A 24059-nucleotide genomic window follows, 5' to 3' on the forward strand; every position below is an offset into this window, starting at 1 on the left:
CACCTATTTCTGATATTTATTTATTATGCTTTTAATTCTTTTAATTACTTCATCAACCTGCTGATCATTCATTTTAGGGTATAACGGAATAGTTATTATTCTTTCATATAACTTCTCTACCTTAGGACAGATTCCTTTTTGATAGCCTAAACTTTGATAATATGGATGGAAATAAACAGGTATATAATGCACATTCACACCCAGATTCTTTTCTCTTAAAGCATTAAATATTTCTTTTCTATCTGCAGTTAGTTTTTCTAATTTCAGCTGTAAAACATAAATATGCCAGGCTGAATTAGTGTTTTCTAACTGTTCAGGAATTATTAGTCCTTCAATATCTTTAAATTCATTGTTATATCTATTAACTATCTCTATTCTTCTTGCTAAAAATTTATCTAATTTTTCAAGTTGAGTAATACCCAAAGCAGCCTGAATATCTGTGATACGATAATTATATCCCAGTTCCTGCTGTTCATGATACCAGGGTCCATCAGAGGAGTTTAGATATTCTGATTCATCTTTAGTTATTCCATGAGTTCTAAATTTCATTAATTTATTATATAGTTCTTTAGAATCAGTAGTTATCATTCCACCTTCACCTGTAGTCATGTTTTTAACAGGATGAAAACTAAAAGTAGTCAGATCTCCAATGCTACCAATTTTTTGATCTTTATAGGTAGCTCCAACTGCATGAGCTCCATCTTCAATGATAATTAAGTCATTTCTAGCTGCTATTTCTTTTATCTCGTCCATCTCACAAGGCTGACCTGTGTAGTGAACTGGTATAATAGCTTTTGTTTTATTAGTTATTTTTTCTTTAATAGATTCTGGATCAATATTATATGTTTTAGGATTAATATCTGCAAAAACAGGCGTAGCATTTTGATAAAGAACAGAATTAGCTGTAGCAGCAAAGGTAAGTGGTGTAGTTACTACTTCATCACCCTTTTTAATACCTGCCACATAAGCTGCGGCATGTAAAGCAGCTGTTCCATTTGCAACAGCAACAGCATATTTAGCATCAACATAATCTGCAAATTTATTTTCAAATTCTTTTATCTTAGGTCCTGTTGTCAGATAATCACTTTTTAGAGTTTCAACAACAGCCTCTATGTCATGTTTATCTATCCACTGACTCCCATAAGGTATAAATTCATTACTCATAAGTTTATCCCTCTCATTTTTATTACTTAAATACTATCAAAGTCATCCATAAATTTTGTAGCAATTATTGAATTTTCTTTTAATAAACATGGAACACCATCTATAATTGGATAAACTAATAAACCATTTTCTGCATAATAAGTATTTTTTTTCTTTTTTAAAAGTTCACCTGTTACAGGACAACTAAAAGGACTTTGTAAATTTTTATTTTCATCACTATCTTTTTTGATAATTAAAAGTCCTGTGGGATTCAAAGGATTAGAGTATATATCAAACAACTTATGTTCAATTATATTAAAACCTAAAGATAATGCGGTAGAATATAATTTTTTTATATAACCGTGTTTTTCCATCCTCTTTTTTGCCTCGCTACTTGCTAACTCATAATCTGGCTCTAATAAAATTAGATATTTTTTTGTTATTCTCATTAATTCCAATAAAGCTTCTTCTTCTCTACCTCCATTTGGCTCAATTGAATGCGATGTATAAACAATTTCAATTGAATCATCTGCTAAAGGTATATTGAAAATATTGCCAACAAAAATTTCTGCATTTTTAATATGATTATTTTCACAGTAGGAACGAGCATACCTTGCCCTTGACCATGATAAATCAAATCCAAAAATTTTTTCAGGATAATCTTTTAATTTTGGAATAAGATTTGCTAATGTAGTGGCCTCCCCTACTCCAGCTTCAAGTATACTATTAAAATCAGTGTCCAAACTATTAATAACTTTCGCAATTGCTTCAGTATATTTTTTATTAAATTTGGGATTTTCTTTAACAGACTGAATATAACTTCCACTTTGAAAATCGTAACTTATCTTAACCATTTCATCTGTATTTTTCATTATATTTTTTCTTTTTTTTAACAATTCGATTATATTATATCCTTCATCATAATATTTTTTAATTTTTTTAATTTCATTTTTTAACATAAATACACCTCTTATTAATCACTCTGAAACTATTACTATAATTATTAATTAAATTCATTTATTATTTTCCTCATTTCATCAATTGTTATCCAGTAGTCATTGTTGCCGCTGTTATATTCAAATTCTTTTCCCAACTTTTTACCTTCAGTATGATTGTTGTTTTCCCACCAGTCATAATCAGGCTCAATTACATAGTGATCTTCAAATTCTATTGTATGTCTGGAGGCTGCTCTAGGGATCATTACCTCATGTAATTTTTCTCCAGGTCTGATACCCACTATTTCCTGTTTGCATTCAGGAGCAATAGCTTCAGCAAGATCAGTTACCTTCATACTTGGAATTTTAGGTACAAAGATTTCTCCACCCTGCATTTTATCTAATGCTTTTAAAACAAGCTTAACAGCATCTTCTAAAGTAATCCAGAAACGAGTCATTCTGGGATCAGTGATTGGTAGAATCCCAGTTTCTTTCATTTTTTTAAAAAAAGGAATAACACTACCGCGGCTTCCCATTACATTACCATAGCGGACAACACCAAATTTTGTTTTTTTGCCACCTGCATAGGCATTACCTGCCGTAAAAAGCTTATCTGAACAGAGTTTAGTTGCCCCATAAAGATTAATTGGATTTGCAGCTTTATCTGTACTTAAAGCTACAACCTTTTCTACTCCTTTATCAATAGCAGCATCAATAACATTCTGTGCCCCATTTACGTTAGTTTTAATAGCTTCAAATGGATTGTATTCACATTCAGGTATTCTTTTTAAAGCAGCAGCGTGAATAACAATATCCACTCCATCAAAAGCACGATATATTCTGTCTTTATCCCGAACATTACCAATGAAAAATCTCAATTTAGGATGATTATCAAATTCAGCTTTCATTTCAGCCTGCTTTAATTCTCCACGACTAAATATGATTAATTTTTTAACATCATATTCATCTAAGATCATCTGAGTGAATTTCTTTCCAAACGATCCTGTTCCACCAGTTACTAATATGGTTTTATTATCTAAGATCATAACTTATCACTTTTTCCCTCTGTATTTAATATTAATATCTTATTAAACTCAATTAAATCTTCAACAATATCAACTATCTCATATTCAAGTATATCAGCCACAAGAACAAAATCCTCTTTATTATAGGCGATCATTAAATCTGAAAGAGTTTTATTGATATCATTTATCATATTTTGTCCTTTTTTATAATACTCCTCATTGTTCATTAACGAAGTAATCCGAGATAAAGTTTCAATATACCATTCTAAACCATTTAAAATCAATTGATAATTTTGTGCTGCCTTATCATCAGAATTTCTAAATAAGCTAGCAGTCTCTTTGATTCCTTTCTTTAATCTTGGTAAATATTCACTTGCCTCATTTAAGGTTTCATTAATTAAAGAACTAGTTTTTTGAGTAAAAAATTCTATCTTTTTTATTTCATCTTTATCAATAAGTGATTCTCTAAAATATTTTTCATTTACTTTTACTTCATTAATAAAAATTTGCATTAAAATTCTATCTTCTAAACTATTTTGTATTTTATTAAATATTTCAGGGAGATTCATATCATTAAATTTTTCTCCTATAGGCTTTTCATCTAAAAATATTTTCACTATACATCCTCCCAACAAATATTATTGATTATTTTCAATATAATCTTGATATGCTTTTTCAAAAAGTTTTTTGCTATTTTCTAATTCTCTTAAATACATAACCCGATAGCTGCGGTAATATTTCATCTTTTCTTTCAGTTTCTGTTTTTTATCTAAATAAAATTTAGAAGTAACTTCTTTATAGTGCATGGATTCCACTATTAAAATTCTTTCTATAAAGTAACTAATATAATCTAATTTATTCAATTCTTTTTCAAATGAAAGAACTTCCTTTTCTAATCTTTTTGTCTCACTTTCATTAATTGAATTGATTTTAGATAGTTTTTTTTCAATAGAAGCTATTAAAGATAATTGTTCTCCAGCAATTGAGATGGCTTTTTCCAGCTCTTCTAGAGTTTTTTTAAATTGATTAATAACTCTATTATTTATACTTTCATCTCTGGTATCAAGCTTTCCTCCAAAGTTATTCTCTAAAATTTTACGTACATTTATATTATTATTAACAAGATATGTATCAATAACTTCACTGAATTCCATCACCAAAGTATGATCAATTTTAGCGCCACCTTGAGTAGCATCAATATAAGTTCTACCCGGTCTTTTAGCAAAATAATTATTAAAATAACTGATCATGGATAAAAAAGACTTGTTAGTTAAAACTGTACCTCCATCAACAGCTTCAACTTCAACTAAATTTTCTTCACCTATTTTGTTATCTTCATAAGTAGTACCACTTGCATGAGTTCTATTTTTAGAAAATGCTAGATCTTGACCCATTAATATAATAGGATCTGCTCCAAATTTATAAGCAAGATCAACCATACTGTGAGCAACAGTTCCACCAGTATTGATAGGAATATATTCCCCTTTTATATTTTCTATCCAGCCACTAAAGTTTCTTTTCATAGTAAAGAAAGTTATTTTTGAATTCCATTTATCCTGAATCTCAAAATAATTACCCAGTTCGGCAAAAAGATAAGCATCTGGAATGATTTCAATATCTTTAAAATGTTCAAAGTTTACTTTATTACCATCCATTGAAACTACAATATCGGGATTAATATTATTTTTTAAAAGAGCTTTAAGAGCAGTCCCAACACACATTATTATTGCTTTACCTTCAGCATTTTTAATATCATTTATATTTTTATCTAATGAAGGTCCAGCAGATACACATATAGCTGGTATATCTTTAAATTCACCAAAAAAATCATCAGCTTTTGGACTTTTAAATATAAATGGTAAATTTGCAATAATATTATTTCTCCATTGTCTTGCTGATTTAATATTTGTAACAAGTTCAACTTGTTTATAATTAATTCCCTTTCTAATCTGCTGATAGATATCTTTATATTTATCTTCAAAAAGATTATGAGACGGATCATGCTCCAAAAATGCTAATTCTTTTTCCAGTGTTAAAGAAAAATATTTTCTTATTACATCAAATAAAGGGTCCATAGAACCAATGATATAAATTATTTTTTGACTTTTAAGTACTTTTCTCAAATCCACAAAATTTAAAGCTGTATAAAAAATAGACATAAAAGGCTCAATGATAATTATTCTATCATATTTGTTTCTATCAGCTAGTTCATTTAAATGATACCCTAATCCAAATCCTAAAGCAAAAACCTGTTTTTTATCTTTAGGCTTAAAATTTTTTATTTTACTTTTAGCCTCTCGGACTGGATCATATTTACTGTGAAAATAAATATCTTTATCATTATTTTCAACTCTAATAGTATAGTTATCGGTACGAGTTTTTTCTACATAAATTTTTATGTTATTTTTTTTATCTTTGATGATTTTTTCAACTTCACTACTATCTTCAATTAATAACTCATCAGAATTTTTATATTCTCTTATTTTTTTATATAAAGATTTATTATTAGATTTTAGTACTCTCATATTCTTTTCAAATAACTTCATTAAATACACATCCTATACATTCTCAGATAAATTAAATGCTGATAAAATTTATGCATTATATTAATAATTCTTATTAATTACTATTTTAAATATTAATAGAGGAGACCAGTATTATTTTATCCACCTATCTCCTCAACTATAAATAATCCAGTATAATATTTTACACCATACTGTTTACATTAGATCCTCCCATATTCTGAAGCTGACTCATCATCCAGTTCTGCTGACTCTGCATTTCTGAGATAGCTTCTTCCATAGCAGCAAACTGCTCAACATAGCGCTGACGAGTCATTTCTACTCTTCTCTGTACATCTTCAATATCATCATTTAAACTATCTATTCGATTATCATAGAAGTCAAGTCTTCTGGGAATTAAACCGGTATTGGACTGCATCAATTGATCAAGGTAACTGTCCATACGAACTGCCATACCATCATATCCTTCGGATTCACTTTCAGCTTTAAAAAGATTGGCAACTTCTTCTGAAGAATTTTCCAGAGCTTCAGTAAACTTAGAACTATCAAAACTCATTACTCCATCCCTGTCGATTTCTATCCCAACCGAGGTTAAAGTTTTATAATCTCCACTATCTTTTACTTTAGAAGTTACAAGTTCTCTTAAACGCATCTGTAAGCGCATAGCAGTACTATCACCCTGTAAAACAGCACTTTTTTCTGTTTCTGCATCATAATCTGTTTTACCATCCAAAAAGCTCATTGCACTATTATACTGATCTACAAAAGCCTGAACTGCTTTAGCAGCTTTACCAGTATCTTTACTCACAGATACACTGGAAAAAGCAGTATCTGTTCCATCATTAGCAACAGCATCTGGATTAATATTGAATGTGACACCTTCTACAGCTTCAGAAAATGTATTGGTTGAACTTGTTATACCTGTAATACCATTAATATCTATTTCTGCATCAGAAGCGGACTGCACCTCAATAGCATCTGTTATTTCTCCACTAGTGCTGTCTAACAGACCAAGAGTCTTAAGTACGTCATTGGAATCAACAAAACTTCCTGCTTTAGTTGTATCTAAAGCATTTTCTACTCCTGTTTCATTTGTTTCTAAAACAAGATGATTATCTACTATAGAAGCATTTACCCCTGCATCAGCATCATTAATTTTATTACTAATATCTCTTAAGCTATCTGTATCACTAATTGTTATATCTGTATTATTAATGGTGATTGTACTTTCTGCTGTAATTCCAGCAATTGGAGCACTAGCATCATCAAATCTTATTCCAGCAAGCCGCTGAGCTTTAGCTGTACTTTTAACTGTAACAGAATAAGTAGCTTCATCAGCACTATTACTTGCAGCTGCTGTAACTACATCTTCATTGCTGCTATTAGCGGTTCTAGAATTATAGGTGGCAGAAAGTTTTAAATCTGTAATCTTATTCTCTAACTTATCAAGTCTGCTGTTTACATCTCTCCAGGCACCTTTAGTCTGTTCAAGCTCTGATATTTCCTGCTGATAATTTAATATTGGACGCTGCTCTATGGCAACTAATTGATCAATTATACCCTGCGTGTCCATACCGGTGGCCAAACCGCTTAAACTAAGATCAGCCATTTTAACACCTTCTTTCTAAACTTTCTCATCAATTAAAAGTCCTACCATCCTATGAATTCTTGCCTGTAAATCAAGCATTTCTTCGGGCGGCATTTCTTTGATAACTTCTTTAGTTTTTAAATCAACTATCTGCACCATAAGTTTATCAGTTTCATCATGTATTTTAAATGCTAAATCCTCTTTTACTTTTTTTACTATCTCATTGATATCACTTACTGATTCCTTGACATCTTCTTCAAGTTCCTTTTGATTATATTTTCTTTTTTCCTGAAGAGAGTCGGGTTTATTATTACTGCTATTATTACTACTTTTATTTGTTTGATCTTTCTGCATGCTGTTTACTTGTTTACTGGGTAGAGAATCTATCTTATCTACTTTCATAATAGCTTTTCACCCTTTCTTAATAATTAAGCCAGCCGGAAAACCGGCCGGCTTAATTGTTATTGTATATTTATCTCTTCAAGAAATTAACCGAGTAACTGCAGTACGCCCTGTGGCAGCTGGTTAGCCTGAGCTAACATTGCTGTACCAGCCTGACTTAAGATCTGATTCTTGGTAAAGCTCATCATTTCCTTAGCCATATCTACATCAGAGATTCTGGATTCAGCAGCTGTTAGATTTTCTTCAGCTGTGTTCAAGTTATTGATTGTGTGATCTAAACGGTTTTGAACTGCTCCTAGTTTCGAACGTTCAGCAGATACACTAGCAATAGCATCATCAAGAGCAGATATTGCATTATTAGCAGCTCCTTGGCTAGATACATTTATACCAGCTTTTTCTTCAAAACCAATAACTGTTCCACTACTATCGAGAATAGTAGTCAAAGCAGTAGCATCCGCTTTAGCAACTAAAGCAGTTCCGCCACTATCAGCCTCAACATCTCCTACTGAATACCAGCTACCGCCAACTTGAACAGCAATGTTATCTAAATTAGAGTCAGTTGCAACTGTTGTTCCAGATACTCCATCAATTGTTGCTGTACCTGATGTATTAATATCACCTAAATCAACTCCTAGAGCTTTAGATTGCATATTATTAATAGAGACTTCCATATTTTGATCTTTATTAGCTCCAATTTGGAATTTAATATCCGTTAAACTTCCATCCAATAACTTTTGAGTATTAAATTCAGTCGTCTCACCAATTCTGTTGATTTCTGTCGCTAACTGATCAACCTCTTTTTGAATTTCTGCTCTATCAGCATCTGTATTAGTATCATTAGCTGACTGAACAGCTAATTCTCTCATTCTCTGCAGGATTGAGTGAGTTTCTTTTAAAGCACCTTCAGCTGTTTGAATCATTGAAATACCGTCCTGGGCATTTCTCTGAGCCATAGCCAGACCTTTAGTCTGAGAATTCATCTTTTCACTGATTGCAAGACCGGCAGCATCATCAGCAGCACCATTAATTCTTTTACCTGAAGACAACCTCTGTAAAGACTTCTGTAAATTATTCTGGGTGTTGTTTAGCTGGTTGTATGAATTCAACGCAGCAACATTCGTATTAATTCTCATTATTTATTCCTCCTTGAAATTTTGTGTTTTTCCTGGCATCCTTGCCAGTTATTTTAATTCATTTTGGTTATATTAGCACCCTCCACAGCAGCACTTCGGCCGATAGTGCTGCCAGCAGCGGTGTTTTAGTAACCATTACAACTATGGGATTTTTAAACCATAGTTATAAAAGCCACTAAAAACTTATTTAATAAAATCTATTAAAGACTGCTGCATAATTCTTGATCCAGAGGCTAAAGAAGCTCTGTAAACTGTTTCTTCCATCTTTAAATTTGTTATAACTTCTGCTATGTCAACATCTTCATTATTGGACTTCAATTTCTTTACATGAACTTCATTTGCTTCCAGTCGGCTTTCTATATTTGCAGTCCTGTTTAGTTTGGCTCCAATCTCTGCTCTTAATTCAGTAAATTTATTGATAGCTTTATCCATATCAGACAGGTTTTTACCAATTGTTTCACCACTGTAGCCGTCATCACTTCCGTAAACTAAATCTTCTATACCTAAAATCCCATCAGGATCATTAGTTATTTCTATGCTGGAAGAAGCTCCAGCTTTATTGCTTTTTAAAACAATATTATTATTTTCGTTGAATTCTACTGTAACTCCATCTACTTCACCTTCTATAAAACTCTTGAAATCTTCAAAGCTTTCAAATGCATCTGCACCTGTATAATTTCCATCAAAGGTAACAACTTCTTCGGTTCCACCATCAACTTTTATGGAAAATGTTTTGTTTGTAGCTGTTGTATCTCCAAGCTCTGTATTTAAATCATTGACAGTGGGATAACTTTTAGTGCTCTGCAGTTCTGCCCTTGCTGCAGAGAGATCATTATATATTTTATTTAAAGCTTCAATCTCATCTTTAAATACTTTTTCTCCACTTAAATTAATTCCAAACTTAACATTATCATTCATTCTTCTGTTAATATCTTTATTATCACCATTATATTTTACATAATCTCCAATACCATTCTTTTCAACAGTAAATGGTTCTTTATCTGTTTTCTGGCCTGAGAAAATATAGCTGTCACCAAGTTTAGATTTAGAAATATCTATCAGTTCATCTCTCAATTCCTTAACCTCACTGGCTATCTTTTTTCGGTCATCTGCGGTCATTGAATCACTTGATGCATAAATGGTAAGTTCTCTTGCTCTCTGTATAACTTCAGTTCCACTTTTGAGAGCACTCTCAGTTGTATTAAGCCAGTTTTCTGCCTGACCTACATTTCTCTTAAATTGTTCATTTCTATTCAAAATAGAGTTGAAGTTCATACTGTCAGAAACTCTTATTGGAGCATCTGAAGGCATCTGAAACAATTTGCCAGAACTGAGCTGTCCATTTAATGTATTTAAATCACTAAAATTTGTTTTTAAATTGTCCAACATATTTTTAACCATCATCGAGTTGGTAACTCTCATTTGCTCCACTCCTATCTAACAATACTCATCAAGCTGTCTATTATTTCTTCAACTTTTGTAATATATTTTGCAGAAGCATTATATGCCTGCTGGTATTTAATAAGATTGGTCATTTCTTCATCAAGAGAAACACCGGAAACACTGCGCTCTAAATTATTGAGCTGTTTTAAAAGGACCTCTTCATTACCCCGCATCTCGCTTGCTCTCTGGGCTTCAGCTCCGATTGAAGTTATAATAGTTCTGTAATAACCATCTACAGAGGTACCTTCAACAACATCACTTTTATCAAAAATATCTGACAGATAGTTTGCATTATCTCCACTGCCGGCATTATTTTCCATACCGATGTTAACATTACCTGTATCCTGTGCTGTTAAAGTAAAGTCTATATCTGTATCTGTAAGATCTGTAATAAAGCTTCCAGTTTCTATATCAAAACCAATCTCTGTATCTTCTCCTACAGTAGTACTTGTAATTGCTTCTGTTTCACCTTTATTAAATATTTTTATTTGATAGTCACTGCCATTTTCACTAATTTCTATCTGAAAATCTCCGACAGCATCAGCATTAACTTTGTTTACTTTAAGCACTGCAGGTTCTTCACTGTAACTTCCTGCTGCTATTTTCTCCAGTCCATCTTCAGCTTCAATTTCTGGTGCAAGCTTCATCAGTGCTGCTGCACTCTGTTTTCGATCTTCTGGATCAGGTTCAATTGGTTCAAAAAAGTTCTGACCTGGCTCTCCATTTTTGTCATATCCTTCTTTGTGGCGTGTATTGAATTCATTTACAAATGTAGCTGCCAGTGTATCTAATTTTCCTCTATAAAAATCGATTTTGTCATCTCTAACAGCGATTGTCCCTGCGAGCTTACCATTTGTAGGCTCAATTTCTGTATCAGTCCTGCTGTAAAATATTTTATCCTTATATCTTTCACTTTCTTTTTCGCTCTCACGGGTTTCTAAATGATAACTGTCAGAGCCATTGACAAGCTGCATTCCACCTGTAGATACTATAAGATTACCCTGTTCGTCTTCTCTGCTCTGTACATTGATAAATTGATTTAATTCTTTAAACAGTGAATCGCGCTGGTCCAGCAGATCATTGGGATTCTGCCCACTTCCTTTAACAGACACAATCTGCTTATTTAAATTCGCTATTTTATCTGACAAAAGATTAATTCTATCAACATTTGTTGAAATATTTTCATTTAATGATGCCTTATAATCAACCAGCTGGCTGTCTATGCTTTTAAATGCATCCATCATTGTATAGGCTCTTTCTCTAACCATATTTCTTGCCGCTGTATCATTGGGATTGTTGCTTAGATCCTGAAGAGAGTTCCAGAAATCATTAAAAGCTGTGGCAAGACTTGATTCAGATGGTTCATTAAAAATATATTCGATCTTTTCTAATCCCCGGCTTACCTCTTCCCATAAAGCTGATGTCTGATTTTCTTTAAAAATCTGACCGGCTATAAACTGATCTTTCATTCTTTCTACAGTTTCTAACTCTACCCCTGTACCAAACTGCCCTGCCCCACCATGATTTGATAGTCCTGGAGGAGTATATGGGTAAGAAGCTTTATGTACTGCCCGCTGGCGGGAATAATCTTCATTATTTGCATTTGCTATATTATGGCCTGTAACATCAAGAGATTTTCTCTGAGTTTCGAGGGATTTTAAACCCACATAAAGGCCGCTAAAAATATTATTCATTAGGTTTACCACCTTTACCCCTGTTTATCTAACAATTTAGGCTGTTTTATTTTATCTTTAGAATATGTTATATCTTCATCCTGAATGCTGTTAAGAATAGTATCTATTGAAAGCTGATTAAATTCTAAAGCCTGTTTTAAAAGAGAATGATTTTCTAAGTTTATTTTCTGAAATTCATCTGTTATTTCAATTAATTCATCTCTTAATGGATCAAGATCTTTTCCCCAATCTTCAGGAAGATTTTTTATTAGTTCTGAATAGGATTTATTTTCATTATCGATATTGAACTGTTCAATTATTTCTGATACTATTTCATTTCTTTTTTCTTCTGCTGTTTCAATTTTATTGATTATATCTTTATCCTTTTCCACTGTCTGCATCAGCTTTTCTGTATTATTTTCAACTAAAGTTTCATTCTTTTCTTCAGCTATCTTCAGCAGCTTAAGATAAAGTTCTTTTTCTTCATTTAATATATTTAATAAACTATCTTTCAGTTTTTGATTCATTACTCTGCACCTGCTTAATCTGATTCAGCATCTTTTGAGCCAATTTTTTGCTGTCCACTTCATAGCTGCCGGCATTTATTTTTGCCTTTATCTCTGCAACTTTTTCTTCTCTAATTGCAGGCGATTTTTTTAGAGCCTTTTTGGCACTGGCAATTTCCTTTGCTCTATCAGAAATCTGCATTTTATCATTATCAGCTTTATCTTTATTTTCTGCCTGCTGTTGAACAATTTTGTAATATTGATTGATTCTCCCAGCTTTAAGGTCATTAATCTTCATAGCCTATACCTCCTGCATTATTATATCACTTTGACCTTCTGCTTTTAATATCGTCTATTATTATATAAATATTAAACCACAAAAAAGCTCATTTTAGGCAGCTATAGTTTATTAAATCCATTTATCTTGCTTAATCAAGCTTTTTTAACTTAATTTATCATTTTTTAAAATTTATTTTTTTATGCAAATCTCAAGAATTTTAAATATAAATAAGCCGCTCAAAAACCATTACTGCTTTTAAGCGGCCTTATAAAAATACTTAATTAGGAGGTGTTATTGTTATTTATACACCATAATAAGCTTTTTTGTAAATTTCTTTCATATCTTCAACATCAGGTTTTTTTGGATTGGTAAGAGTACATGGATCTTCAAGCGCATTTTGAGACATTCTTGCAAGTGCTTCTTCAAAATCTTCATCACTGTAATCAAGCCAGTCAATATCCTGAAACTTAGGCTTAATATCAAGTTCATTACTGAGCTTTCTTACTTCATCAGCCAGACTGTCAATTCCCATATATTCTTCTACAGTTTTAAACTGTTCTTCAGCAGCTTCATAATTGTATTCAATAACATGAGGAAGCAAAATAGCATTTGCAAGTCCATGAGTTACATGGAACTCTCCCCCAATCTTATGAGCCAGACTGTGGACAATACCTAAAGAAGAATTAGAAAACGCCATCCCGGCTAAAGTAGAAGCATTGTGCATCTTTTCTCTTGCTTCCATATCATCACCATCAGCAAACGCTCTGGGGAGATAGTTAAATACCAGTTCTATTGCTTTAAGGGCTAGTGGTGCAGAATAATCACTGGAATTGGTAGATGTAATTGATTCTACAGCATGTGCCATAACATCCATACCGGTATTGGCAGTGATATGTGGAGGCATAGTTGCCGGAATCTCCGGATCAACAACTGCAGCATCCGGAATAATTTCAGGAGAAACAATTGGATATTTTATCTTTCTTTCAGTATCAGTAATTACAGAAAAAGCTGTAATTTCAGAAGCAGTTCCACTTGTTGAAGGTACAGCAATAAACTTAGCTTTATTTCTCAATTCAGGAATAGAAGCAACCTCTATAATATCCTCAAATTTTAATTCTGGATGCTCATAAAAAACCCACATAATCTTGGCTGCATCTAATGCAGAACCACCACCAATAGCAATTACCCAGTCAGGCTTAAAATCAAGCATATCATCTCTACCTGCATAAACTGTTTTAACAGATGGGTTAGGCTCTACCCCATCGATGATCATAGTCTCCATACCAGCACCCTGCAGAAGTTCTTCTGCCCTATCAAGGAAACCAAACTTTTTCATAGAGCTGCCGCCGGTTACAAGAACAGCTTTTTCACCTTCAAGTGCAGATAAATATTCCAATGAATTTTCCCCAAACTGAATTTCTGGAGGTACTAAAAATGCATTCATAACTTCCATCTCCTTTTTAATTTTATCTTAACTTATTGAGACTTTGTTAATTATTTCACAACCATTATAACATGCAATTATTGTTTTGACAACCCCCAGAAAATAAGTTCAAATTTTGTGCAATAACTTGTTTTTAATAATATTCTGAAATATTTAGATAAATTAACATTCCCAGCTGTACTAAACAGTGATCGTTATTTCTTTCTTCTTTCAATCCTATCTTTTAAAAACATCTTTCCAGATTCATAATCCTTTTCTACATCTTCTTCCTCTTCTTCAGCATTTAGATCACTGATAACTTTATTTCTGCAGCTTGCACAGTATTCACCAGAATCAATCTCCTTACCACAGCGGCGGCAGTGTAATTTAAAATCAATTGTAAGCCCATGAGAAGCAAGCCTGTCTTCTTTCATGAATTTGATGATGGTTTCCCGGTCCACAGCAGTGCCCTCTACTACTTCATCAATTGTTGAATTGGGATTATCCCAGAGAAATTGTTTTACAAGTTGAAATTTCTTTTCCTCTTCTTCACTACAGGCTGGACAAACTTTTGAGCCGGAGGAAGCAAAAACTTTTCCGCATTTTTTACAGTTTATCAAATTCATCATTATCACCTCAGCAGTAGATTATTTGAATCAATTATATCATGTTAAAACTTTTTTTCAAAATAATGAATTGTTTTAAAAGGATTTCATCCTCTATCAGCGAATATTGAATATTGTACAAGAAAGAGAGATTGGAGGTAATGATTATGATTAAAATACTAATTTGTGATGATTCTGCCTTTATGCGGAAAATTTTTTCCGATACAATAGAAGCTGATCCTAAACTGACAGTTATTGACACAGCCTACAATGGAAGTGATGCACTGCGTAAGCTGGCCCGCTATGATGTGGATGTTCTTATGTTAGATATTGAAATGCCCGAACTCAACGGTCTTGAAACTCTGGAAATAGTTGCAGAAAGATATCCAGATTTACCGGTAATTATGGTAAGTGCACTTGATAATAGAGAAACAGTTTTTAGAGCCCTGGAAATGGGAGCTTTCGACTTTATTCCCAAACCCTCTGGATCAATATCGCTCAATATTGATTCTATTAAAGAAGAACTTGTTTTGAAGATCAAAGCTGCTGCAAAAGGCCAGAGCCCTACCCCAAAGATAAAAAAAGAAAAAAATAAAAAGTTTAAAGATGGCGGTAATTTTCCGGTCATTGCTGTTGGTGCATCTTCCGGTGGTCCCAAAGCCCTGAATAAGCTTTTTTCTGCCTTTCCAGAAAATTTTCCGGCTGCCTTTGTTATTGTACAGCACATGCCTGCCGGTTTTACAGAAACTTTGGCAGCAAGACTTGACAGTATTTCCGGCCTCAAAATAAGTGAAGCAAAACAAGGAGATAAACTGCAGCCGGGAAGAGCTCTTTTAGCACCAGGAGATTTTCATCTGAGAATTGATAATAAAGGTAGGGTAGTCTTAAGTCAGGAAGAAAGATATATGGGAGTAAGACCCTGTGTTGATTATATGATGGAAAGTACTGCCAAAATATATGGTGAACGCTTGATAGGTGTTGTTCTGACCGGTATGGGTAGAGATGGTGCTCGCGGTATGAAGAAAATAGTTGATAATGGCGGTTATGGTATTATAGAATCAAAAGAAACTGCTCTAGTTTATGGTATGCCGGGAGCAGCTGCAAAAATTGGCGGCTATCATGAAATAAAACCTTTATATGAAATAGGACCGAGAATAATAAATATTGTGGAGGGGAAGTAATAAATGGCAGTAAGTTTTGAAGAATTTAAAAACCAGGCAAAAAAAATTTTAGATATAGATTTAGACGGCTATAAGCTGGACAGAGTGGAAAGGCGGACAAAAAGCCTGATGCGCAGGCACAATGTAAAAGATTTTGATGAATGTCTCAATCTGCTCAAACATGATACTGAATTTAAAGATGCATATTTAAACCATTTTACTATCAATACCTCGGAATTTTTCCGCAATCCCGAAAACTTTGATTTTTTAAAAAATAATATATTTCCAGAAATGTTTGCCGAAAAAAGAAAGATTAAGATATGGAGTGCTCCCTGTTCTAATGGGTCAGAACCATATACACTGGCCATAATTTTAAATGAGCTAAATATTGATCCATCCCGCTATGAAATTCTGGCATCTGACCTGGACAGGTCAATTCTAGAAAAGGCCAAAAAAGGAGAGTACAGAGAAAATTCTCTCAAAAATGTTTCTGACAGATATCTCAAAAAATACTTTACAGCAATTGATGGGGAAAACAGTGCTTACCGACTAAATACAGATATAAAAAGTCAGGTCAAATTTGAACAAAAAGATCTCATAAATGCCCCCTACAGTGGCAGCTGGGATTTAATATTATGCCGCAACTTTTTTATCTATCTCACCAAAGATATGAAGAATTATCTGATAAACAAATTTACAAATGTGTTAAATACAGGTGGTTATTTATTTCTTGGAAATACTGAATATATCTTTTCACCTGATAAATATGGTCTGGAAAAAATCTTTCAATCTTTTTACAAATTTAACGGTTAAGCAGCAGTAAATTAATATGCTCTCATATTTTCTCTTAAAAAATCATATATCTTGCGGGCTGTTTTACCACTGATTCCATCCACCTTTTTAAGCTGCCATATCTCAGCTTCTCTAATTTTTGCTAGCGAACCAAAATGCTGCAGAAGTGAATTTCTTCTGGTCGGCCCCACACCCGGTATTTCATCAAGCATAGAATGAGTAAGTCTGCGGGAGCGGAGTTTGCGGTGATAACTGACAGCAAAACGGTGTGCCTCATCCCGCACACGCTGCAGAAGCTGCAGTGTTGGAGTATGATGGGGTAGTATAATCGGTTCACTCTCTCCAGGTTTAAAAATTTCTTCTTCTTTTTTAGCAAGTCCAATTATTGGCAGATTTTCTATCCCCAGAAGCTGCAGAATTTCATAAGCTGCCTTGAGCTGACCTTTTCCTCCATCAATAAGGATTAGATTTGGCAGCTCCCTATCTTCCCTCAGCAGTCTGGCATATCGTCTTTCTACTACCTCTTTCATACTGGAAAAATCATCAGGGCCTTCAACTGTTTTTATCTTAAATCTCCTGTAATCCTGTTTTGAAGGCCTTCCATTTTTAAATACAACCATTGAAGCGACAGAATCAGTTCCCTGAATATTTGATATATCAAATCCTTCTATATAAAGAGGTGGCTTTTCCATCTCTAAAATTTCTCCCAGCTTTTCCACCGCACCTGAAGTTCTCTCTTTTTCATATTTACTGCGGATCTCTTCTTTTTTTAAGTTCTGAAATGCATTTCTCTCTGCCATATCCAGCATCTTCTTTTTATCACCCTTCTGCGGATACTGAATACTAACCTTTTTACCTTTTATATCAGCCAGCCTTTCAGACAGCAGCTTTTCATAATTTATTTTAGTATTGAGAAGCAGTTCATCTGGAATTCCTGCAGCCTGTTCATAATACTGCTGCAGAAAAGACGCCATCATCTCTGCTTCTGCCTCATCATCTGTACCCTGAAGGATAAAATATTCCTGCCCGATAAGGCGGCCGTTTCTCACCAGTAAAAGCTGTGCACAGGCATTATCCTTTTCCCCCTGGACAAGTGCTACTACATCCTGATCAATATTTTTATCAGTCATAACTTTCTGGCTTTCACTCAGCTTTTTGAAAGCCTTAAGCGCATCACGGAAGTGGGCTGCTTTTTCGTAATTCCTCTCCTCAGCAGCATTTTTCATCATCTTTTCAACCTGAGTGCGGAGTTCTTCCTGACGGCCGGAAAGAAACAGGCAGACCTGATCGATCAGCTCATGATAATCCTCTTTACTGACCGCACCTATGCACGGCCCCAGACACTTATCAATATGATAGTTTAAACAGGGCCTATCTTCTGGTTCATCTGCCTTCAGCTCTTTTTTGCAGCTTCTCAGCTTAAAAATATCTTTTATAATATCAAGAGTCTTGTAAATAGCATCTACATCGGCAAATGGACCAAAATATTCTGCCCCATCATTTTTAACAATTCTAGTCTTAAATACCCTGGGAAAATCAACATTTTTAGTAACTTTTATATATGGATAAGTTTTATCATCTTTGAGACGGATATTAAATTTTGGCTGATATTTTTTTATAAGGTTTGCTTCCAGAATATATGCTTCCACTTCAGTATCTGTCATTATATAATCAAAATCATCTATATATTTAACCAGCATCCTGGTCTTATATGTTTGATCATTTTTACGAAAATATGACCTGACTCTGCTGTGCAGAGACTTAGCCTTTCCAACATAAATAATCATCCCAGTCTCATCTTTCATAAGATAAACCCCGGGCTGGCGGGGAAGCTCCTTCAGCTGTGCCTCAATATGTCCTTTTTTCTCTACCATGAATCATCAACACCTCTTTAGTCTTTAGTACCGAGTCTTTAGTACCGGGTACAAGCATACGTCATACGTACCGGGTACAAGTGAATATTTTAACTATTTCCATATGTACCGGGTACAAATGAGGGTTTTGGGTATCAGGTACTCAAAGTACTTCCTGCAGGAATTTACCTGTATATGAGCCTGCAGTTTTTGCTACTTCTTCTGGTGTCCCTACTGCAACTACTTGGCCACCCTTTTCTCCACCTTCAGGTCCCAGGTCTATTAAATAATCTGCTGATTTTATTACATCCAGGTTGTGTTCTATAACAATAACTGTATTTCCATTTTCGCGCAGTCGATGCAGTACTTTAAGCAGCTTTTTAATATCATCAAAGTGAAGGCCTGTTGTTGGTTCATCCAGAAGATAAAGTGTATCACCTGTGCTGATCTTTCCCAGCTCTTTAGCTATCTTTATCCGCTGAGCTTCGCCACCTGATAATGTTGTGGCAGGCTGGCCCAATCTTATATATCCAAGCCCTACATCATAAAGGGTCTGCAGTCGTCGTCTGATAGGTTCAATATTTTCGAAAAACTCCAGTGCTTCTTCTACATTCATATCAAGCACATCAGCAATTGTTTTACCTTTATATTTTATTTCCAATGTTTCACGATTATATCGCTTCCCTCCACATACTTCACAGGGGACATAAACATCAGGCAGAAAGTGCATCTCTATCTCTTCTATACCCTGTCCTTTACAGGCTTCACATCGTCCACCTTTGACATTGAAACTGAAGCGACCAATTTTGTAGCCCCTCTGCTTTGCCTCAGGTGTGCTTGCAAAGACATCACGAATATAATTGAACACTTTTGTATAAGTCACTGGGTTAGAACGAGGTGTTCTACCAATAGGAGACTGGTCAATATCTATCACCTTATCAATTTTTTCCTTACCTTCGATAGAATCATGTTTACCAGGATGAAGAGTCGAATCATAAATTTCTTTCATCATCTGTCTTTTTAAAGTATTGTTTATTAAAGTACTTTTACCAGAACCTGAAACTCCTGTTACACATGTAAAAGTACCCAGAGGAATATCCACATCTATATTTTTTAGATTGTGCTGCCTTGCTCCCTTTATTGTCAGCCATTCACCATTGGGACTGTAACGTTCCTCCGGTACAGGTATAACTTTTTTGCGGGAAAGATACTGACCTGTTAGAGAGCGCTCTTCTGCCAGGATATCATCCAGCGAACCTTCGGCTACAACTTCCCCCCCATGTTTACCTGCACCAGGGCCCATATCTATAATATAATCGGCTGCTCTTATAGTTTCCTCATCATGCTCTACAACAATTACTGTATTACCCAGATCTCTAATATGTTCAAGAGTATTAATCAAACGATTGTTATCCCGCTGATGAAGTCCTATACTCGGTTCATCCAGAATATATAATACCCCCATTAAACCAGAACCAATCTGTGTGGCCAGCCTGATCCGCTGTGCTTCTCCACCAGATAGAGTTCCCGCTGAACGATCAAGACTCAAATATTCGAGACCAACATCAAGCAGAAAACGTAACCTCTGTTTAATTTCTTTCAAAATTTCTCCCGCTATTTTTTTGCTGCGTTCGTCCAGCTCAATTTCCTGTAGAAAATCATATGCTTCTTTTATTGTAAACGAACTAAAATCTGCAATAGAAATACCTCCAACAGTTACTGCCAGCACTTCAGGCTTTAAACGCTGTCCGTGGCATACATGACATGGAATTTCATTCATATATCTTTCCATGCGTTTGTGAGTTCCTGGACTATCCGATTTTTCCATTCTCTCTTTTAAATATCCTGTTATTCCCTTAAAACGTGTTGTATGGTCTCTAGTTCGTCCATAGCGGTTTGTGTAGGGAAAAGTTATTTTTTTATCATCACCATAAATAAGTTTTTTCAGAATATCTTCATCCAGATTCTTAATTTTTGTTTTTAAGCTGAAATTATATTCATCTGCCATTGCCTTAAGCAGTGCAGGATAATAGCGGCTGGAAGAACTTTTCCAGGGAATAATCCCTCCTTCCTCAATCGACTTATCATATTCTAAAATGAGATCTGGATCAAATTCTTTTTTAATACCAAGACCACCACAATTTTCGCATGCACCATAGGGGGAATTAAAAGAAAACATGCGGGGTGACATTTCTTCTAAGCTAATATTGTGTTCAGGACAGGCAAATTTTTCGCTGTAAGTTGTAGTTTCTCCACCTATTACCTCAATCATCACCCGACCATCTGCATAATTAAGTGCTGTTTCAAGAGAGTCAGCCAGCCTTTCTCTAATCCCATCTTTAATAACAAGTCTATCTACAATTACTTCTATATCATGTTTAAAATTTTTATCAAGTTTTTCCGCTTCTTCCAGGAGTACTGTTTCTCCATCAACTCTTGCTCTAACAAAACCATCTCTCTGTGCCTGCATAAAAGTTCTCTCATGTTCTCCTTTGCGCCCACGAACGATAGGGGACAACACCTGAATTCTAGTCCTTTCTGGAAGTTCAAGCACCTGATCAACAATTTCATCAACTGTCTGTGATTTTATCTCTCTACCACAGATCGGACAATGAGGAGTCCCAGCTCTTGCATAAAGCAATCGCAGATAATCATGTATTTCAGTTACAGTTCCCACTGTTGAGCGAGGATTTCTACTGGTTGTCTTCTGATCAATAGAAATTGCAGGGGAAAGTCCTTCAATATATTCCACTTTCGGTTTTTCCATCTGACCTAAAAACTGTCTTGCATAGGCAGAAAGCGATTCGACATATCGTCTCTGTCCTTCAGCATATATTGTATCAAAAGCGAGTGATGATTTTCCCGAACCACTCAGCCCTGTTATAACTATCAATTTATCACGCGGTATATTCAGATCTATTTTTTTAAGATTATGCTCTTCAGCACCTTTTATAATTAAACGATCTAATCCCATCTTAAAATTTACACCTCTTTTTATTTTATATGTACCATTATATGTACCAGGCACAAGTGAAATTTTGAACTTGTACCTGGTACTATTTGCGATTTTTGTACCCGGTACCATTATAGTTTTGTTTCAATTTCTTCTATTTCATCTCGTATCTGAGCAGCTATTTCGAATTCCAGATTGTCTGCAGCTTCTTCCATCTCCATTTCCAGATCAAAGATAAGCTGCATCAGCTCTTTTCGGCTCATATTGTCAAAATCTAGCTTATTTTCTTCTTCATTATTATCATTGGTCTTATCATAATATTTTGCCTTATCCTCAGAAACAACCATTTCTACCGGCCTCAAAACATCTCTTACCGGTTTAATAATTGTTTTAGGAGTGATATTATTTTCTTTATTATATTTTATCTGAATTTTTCTTCTTCTATTTGTTTCATCAATAGCATTTTTCATAGAATCGGTCATTTTATCTGCATACATGATAACCTTACCATCAACATTCCTGGCGGCACGTCCTATTGTCTGTATCAGTGCACGCTCAGAACGCAAAAATCCTTCCTTATCTGCATCAAGTATCGCCACTCGGGAAACTTCTGGTAAATCAAGTCCCTCACGCAGAAGGTTAATTCCCACCAGCACATCAAATTCTCCCAGTCTGAGATCGCGAATAATTTCAGATCTTTCTATTGTATCAATATCAGAATGCAGGTATCTAACCTTAATACCAGCTTCCGCCATATATTCGGTCAAATCCTCTGCCATTCTTTTGGTAAGAGTGGTTACAAGCACCCTCTCATTATTTTTTACTACCCCCTGAATTTCTCCCAGCAGATCATCAATCTGTCCTTTAGTCGGCCTTACATCTATTTCCGGATCAACAAGTCCGGTCGGACGAATTATCTGTTCCACCACCTGCTGGCTGTGTTTTTCTTCATATGGCCCAGGAGTAGCAGAAACATAAACTGCCTGCGGAACAATCTTTTCAAATTCTTTAAAATTAAGCGGCCTATTGTCAAGTGCAGAAGGAAGGCGAAACCCATATTCAACCAGTTTTTCCTTTCTGGATCTATCTCCTGCAAACATACCACCTATCTGTGGAATTGTCATATGAGATTCATCAATAATCACCATAAAATCATCAGGAAAATAATCGATCAGAGTATTTGGCCTTGAACCTTTTTCTCTGCCGGCCAGATGACGGGCATAATTTTCTATCCCGGAACAAAAACCCATCTGTTCTAACATTTCCAGGTCATATCTTGTCCTCTGTTCAAGCCGCTGTGCCTCTACAAGGCGGTTTTCACTTCTCAGCTCTTCCACCCTTTCTTCCAGCTCATCTCGAATTTTCTGCACAGCACGCTGTACTTTATCTTCAGGTGTAACAAAGTGGCTGGCCGGGAATATTGTTATTTCATCCAGCTCGGCCTCAACTTCACCTGTCACCGTATTAATTCTAACCAGTCTGTCTATCTCATCTCCAAAAAGCTCAACTCTAACAGCAATATCTCTGTAAGCGGGAAAAATATCGATTACATCTCCCTTAACACGAAAATGCCCACGCGATGTATCCATATCATTGCGGCTGTACTGCATAAAAGTTAAACTCCTCGTTATCTCTTTTCTGTCCATTATCTTTCCCACTTCTAAATTGCAGGAAAGATCCAGGTAGTCCTCTGGTGAACCAAGACCATAAATACAGGAAACACTTGCTACAATCAAAACATCTCTTCTTTCAAAAAGAGAAGTAGTAGCTGAAAGTCTTAATTTTTCTACCTCTTCATTTATAGATGCATCTTTTTCAATATAGGTATCTGTTTGCGGAACATATGCTTCCGGCTGATAATAATCATAATAACTTACAAAATATTCAACTGCATTTTGCGGAAAAAATTCTTTAAACTCACTTGTAAGCTGTGCAGCCAGTGTTTTATTGTGGGCGATAACCAGTGTTGGCTTATTGACCTTTTCCACCAGTGCCGCCATTGTATATGTTTTTCCAGTACCGGTTGCACCAAGCAGTGTCTGATGGCGATATCCTTTATTAATACCCTGAACTAATTTTTTAATTGCTTCAGGCTGATCTCCTTCTGGCTTAAAAGGGGCTTCAAGTATAAATTTTCCTTCTTTCAAATTATCTCCCCCTCTGAATAATATAGTTTACATAGTTTTATTGAATAATAAACACATAGTTGTCAAATCCAATTTACCAATTTACAGCTCAAAGGTTCAAAAAACTAACTGTTTTGAAAAATTGAGCCGCAATTTAAAAGTGAATGTATGTTTACCTCTAATGTCTAATCTATTATAACAATAATGATTACTAATTTAAAGTTAAAACAATACAATTTAATAAAAAATAAATTGTATAATTAAATGCACGATTTGAATTAAAAAAATAGACACATACCTGTACCTTTTGTATAATGTTAATAATAACAAAAACATTAAGAGGTACAGAATATGTGTCAAGATAATTGTAACACAGAACGAAGCAAAGGTGAACACCTAAATTATCTGGACTTTCCCCATTTTTTATATACTGCTGCAAAAAGGGGAGATGCAGGAATATTGAAATTTTTAGTCAATGAATCTTAACGAAATGAAGG

General features: G+C 34.5%; 19 protein-coding genes. 2 read left to right on the forward strand and 17 right to left on the reverse strand.

From position 1 onward, the window contains the following. Positions 1-3: 3 nt before the first annotated feature. From pseC to DFR78_RS06455, 14 genes are all read right to left on the reverse strand, one after another. Entirely contained in the window at positions 4-1164 is a 1161-nt protein-coding gene (gene pseC, locus DFR78_RS06390; RefSeq protein WP_114458009.1) for a UDP-4-amino-4,6-dideoxy-N-acetyl-beta-L-altrosamine transaminase, read from the reverse strand. A gap of 26 nt (positions 1165-1190) precedes the next feature. After that, positions 1191-2102 carry a class I SAM-dependent methyltransferase gene (locus tag DFR78_RS06395; RefSeq protein WP_114458010.1) on the reverse strand — a complete coding sequence of 304 codons (912 nt, stop codon included), beginning with the start codon at positions 2100-2102 and terminating at the stop codon, positions 1191-1193. A 44-nt stretch (positions 2103-2146) separates the two neighbouring features. Next, the gene (pseB, locus tag DFR78_RS06400; protein ID WP_114458027.1) at positions 2147-3121 is read right to left on the reverse strand and encodes a UDP-N-acetylglucosamine 4,6-dehydratase (inverting); all 975 of its coding nucleotides are present in this window, start codon (positions 3119-3121) and stop codon (positions 2147-2149) included. Next, positions 3121-3720: a hypothetical protein gene (locus DFR78_RS06405; protein ID WP_114458011.1), complete on the reverse strand. Its 600-nt coding sequence runs from the start codon at positions 3718-3720 to the stop codon at positions 3121-3123. Before DFR78_RS06405 ends, pseB begins: the two co-directional genes overlap by 1 nt. 21 nt (positions 3721-3741) lie before the next feature. Beyond that, complete coding sequence (locus tag DFR78_RS06410) at positions 3742-5649, reverse strand: 6-hydroxymethylpterin diphosphokinase MptE-like protein (protein WP_114458012.1); 1908 nt, start codon at positions 5647-5649, stop codon at positions 3742-3744. Positions 5650-5809: 160 nt separating this feature from the next. Continuing rightward, positions 5810-7234 carry a flagellar filament capping protein FliD gene (gene fliD / locus DFR78_RS06415; RefSeq protein ID WP_114458013.1) on the reverse strand — a complete coding sequence of 475 codons (1425 nt, stop codon included), beginning with the start codon at positions 7232-7234 and terminating at the stop codon, positions 5810-5812. A 15-nt stretch (positions 7235-7249) separates the two neighbouring features. Beyond that, on the reverse strand, positions 7250-7615 hold the full coding sequence (locus DFR78_RS06420; RefSeq protein ID WP_114458014.1) for a flagellar protein FlaG: 366 nt from the start codon (positions 7613-7615) through the stop codon (positions 7250-7252). Positions 7616-7701: 86 nt separating this feature from the next. Continuing rightward, positions 7702-8748: a flagellin gene (locus DFR78_RS06425; protein WP_114458015.1), complete on the reverse strand. Its 1047-nt coding sequence runs from the start codon at positions 8746-8748 to the stop codon at positions 7702-7704. A gap of 183 nt (positions 8749-8931) precedes the next feature. After that, positions 8932-10170, reverse strand: coding sequence for a flagellar hook-associated protein FlgL (flgL, locus tag DFR78_RS06430; protein WP_114458016.1), 1239 nt, complete (start codon positions 10168-10170; stop codon positions 8932-8934). An 11-nt stretch (positions 10171-10181) separates the two neighbouring features. Further along, complete coding sequence (gene flgK, locus DFR78_RS06435; RefSeq protein WP_114458017.1) at positions 10182-11885, reverse strand: flagellar hook-associated protein FlgK; 1704 nt, start codon at positions 11883-11885, stop codon at positions 10182-10184. A 14-nt stretch (positions 11886-11899) separates the two neighbouring features. Beyond that, complete coding sequence (locus DFR78_RS06440) at positions 11900-12391, reverse strand: flagellar protein FlgN (RefSeq protein WP_114458018.1); 492 nt, start codon at positions 12389-12391, stop codon at positions 11900-11902. Beyond that, on the reverse strand, positions 12369-12668 hold the full coding sequence (gene flgM, locus DFR78_RS06445; RefSeq protein ID WP_114458019.1) for a flagellar biosynthesis anti-sigma factor FlgM: 300 nt from the start codon (positions 12666-12668) through the stop codon (positions 12369-12371). Before flgM ends, DFR78_RS06440 begins: the two co-directional genes overlap by 23 nt. Positions 12669-12951: 283 nt before the next feature. Continuing rightward, the gene (locus DFR78_RS06450) at positions 12952-14094 is read right to left on the reverse strand and encodes an iron-containing alcohol dehydrogenase (RefSeq protein WP_114458020.1); all 1143 of its coding nucleotides are present in this window, start codon (positions 14092-14094) and stop codon (positions 12952-12954) included. Positions 14095-14288: 194 nt separating this feature from the next. Further along, positions 14289-14699, reverse strand: a complete 411-nt coding sequence (locus tag DFR78_RS06455; RefSeq protein ID WP_114458021.1) for a flagellar protein — start codon at positions 14697-14699, stop codon at positions 14289-14291. A 146-nt stretch (positions 14700-14845) separates the two neighbouring features. Here DFR78_RS06455 and DFR78_RS06460 point away from each other — a divergent pair, with 146 nt between their 5' ends. Together DFR78_RS06460 and DFR78_RS06465 are read left to right on the forward strand one after the other, a co-directional pair. Further along, the gene (locus tag DFR78_RS06460) at positions 14846-15859 is read left to right on the forward strand and encodes a chemotaxis response regulator protein-glutamate methylesterase (RefSeq protein WP_114458022.1); all 1014 of its coding nucleotides are present in this window, start codon (positions 14846-14848) and stop codon (positions 15857-15859) included. Between the two features lie 3 nt (positions 15860-15862). Further along, a complete protein-coding gene (locus DFR78_RS06465) occupies positions 15863-16651 on the forward strand; it encodes a protein-glutamate O-methyltransferase CheR (protein ID WP_114458023.1) in 789 nt (262 codons plus the stop codon). A gap of 11 nt (positions 16652-16662) precedes the next feature. Here DFR78_RS06465 and uvrC read toward each other — a convergent pair whose 3' ends face one another. The 3 genes from uvrC to uvrB all read right to left on the reverse strand — a co-directional run bounded on the left by uvrC (position 16663) and on the right by uvrB (position 23583). Beyond that, complete coding sequence (gene uvrC / locus DFR78_RS06470; protein WP_114458024.1) at positions 16663-18504, reverse strand: excinuclease ABC subunit UvrC; 1842 nt, start codon at positions 18502-18504, stop codon at positions 16663-16665. Positions 18505-18646: 142 nt separating this feature from the next. Next, a complete protein-coding gene (gene uvrA / locus DFR78_RS06475) occupies positions 18647-21457 on the reverse strand; it encodes an excinuclease ABC subunit UvrA (protein WP_114458028.1) in 2811 nt (936 codons plus the stop codon). A gap of 110 nt (positions 21458-21567) precedes the next feature. Beyond that, a complete protein-coding gene (gene uvrB / locus DFR78_RS06480) occupies positions 21568-23583 on the reverse strand; it encodes an excinuclease ABC subunit UvrB (protein WP_114458025.1) in 2016 nt (671 codons plus the stop codon). Positions 23584-24059 lie beyond the last annotated feature (476 nt).

This window comes from Halanaerobium sp. MA284_MarDTE_T2 (genome assembly GCF_003337245.1).
GTDB lineage: Bacteria > Bacillota > Halanaerobiia > Halanaerobiales > Halanaerobiaceae > QPJE01.

Coding starts and splice junctions, on each gene's coding strand:
- DFR78_RS06420 (WP_114458014.1), bottom strand. CDS start 7,615: ATGAAAGTAGATAAGATAGATTCTCTACCCAGTAAACAAGTAAACAGC.
- DFR78_RS06455 (WP_114458021.1), bottom strand. CDS start 14,699: ATGAATTTGATAAACTGTAAAAAATGCGGAAAAGTTTTTGCTTCCTCC.
- DFR78_RS06465 (WP_114458023.1), top strand. CDS start 15,863: ATGGCAGTAAGTTTTGAAGAATTTAAAAACCAGGCAAAAAAAATTTTA.
- DFR78_RS06425 (WP_114458015.1), bottom strand. CDS start 8,748: ATGAGAATTAATACGAATGTTGCTGCGTTGAATTCATACAACCAGCTA.
- flgK (WP_114458017.1), bottom strand. CDS start 11,885: ATGAATAATATTTTTAGCGGCCTTTATGTGGGTTTAAAATCCCTCGAA.
- DFR78_RS06410 (WP_114458012.1), bottom strand. CDS start 5,649: ATGAAGTTATTTGAAAAGAATATGAGAGTACTAAAATCTAATAATAAA.
- uvrC (WP_114458024.1), bottom strand. CDS start 18,504: ATGGTAGAGAAAAAAGGACATATTGAGGCACAGCTGAAGGAGCTTCCC.
- pseC (WP_114458009.1), bottom strand. CDS start 1,164: ATGAGTAATGAATTTATACCTTATGGGAGTCAGTGGATAGATAAACAT.
- fliD (WP_114458013.1), bottom strand. CDS start 7,234: ATGGCTGATCTTAGTTTAAGCGGTTTGGCCACCGGTATGGACACGCAG.
- uvrA (WP_114458028.1), bottom strand. CDS start 21,457: ATGGGATTAGATCGTTTAATTATAAAAGGTGCTGAAGAGCATAATCTT.
- DFR78_RS06460 (WP_114458022.1), top strand. CDS start 14,846: ATGATTAAAATACTAATTTGTGATGATTCTGCCTTTATGCGGAAAATT.
- DFR78_RS06440 (WP_114458018.1), bottom strand. CDS start 12,391: ATGAATCAAAAACTGAAAGATAGTTTATTAAATATATTAAATGAAGAA.
- DFR78_RS06450 (WP_114458020.1), bottom strand. CDS start 14,094: ATGAATGCATTTTTAGTACCTCCAGAAATTCAGTTTGGGGAAAATTCA.
- flgM (WP_114458019.1), bottom strand. CDS start 12,668: ATGAAGATTAATGACCTTAAAGCTGGGAGAATCAATCAATATTACAAA.
- DFR78_RS06395 (WP_114458010.1), bottom strand. CDS start 2,102: ATGTTAAAAAATGAAATTAAAAAAATTAAAAAATATTATGATGAAGGA.
- flgL (WP_114458016.1), bottom strand. CDS start 10,170: ATGAGAGTTACCAACTCGATGATGGTTAAAAATATGTTGGACAATTTA.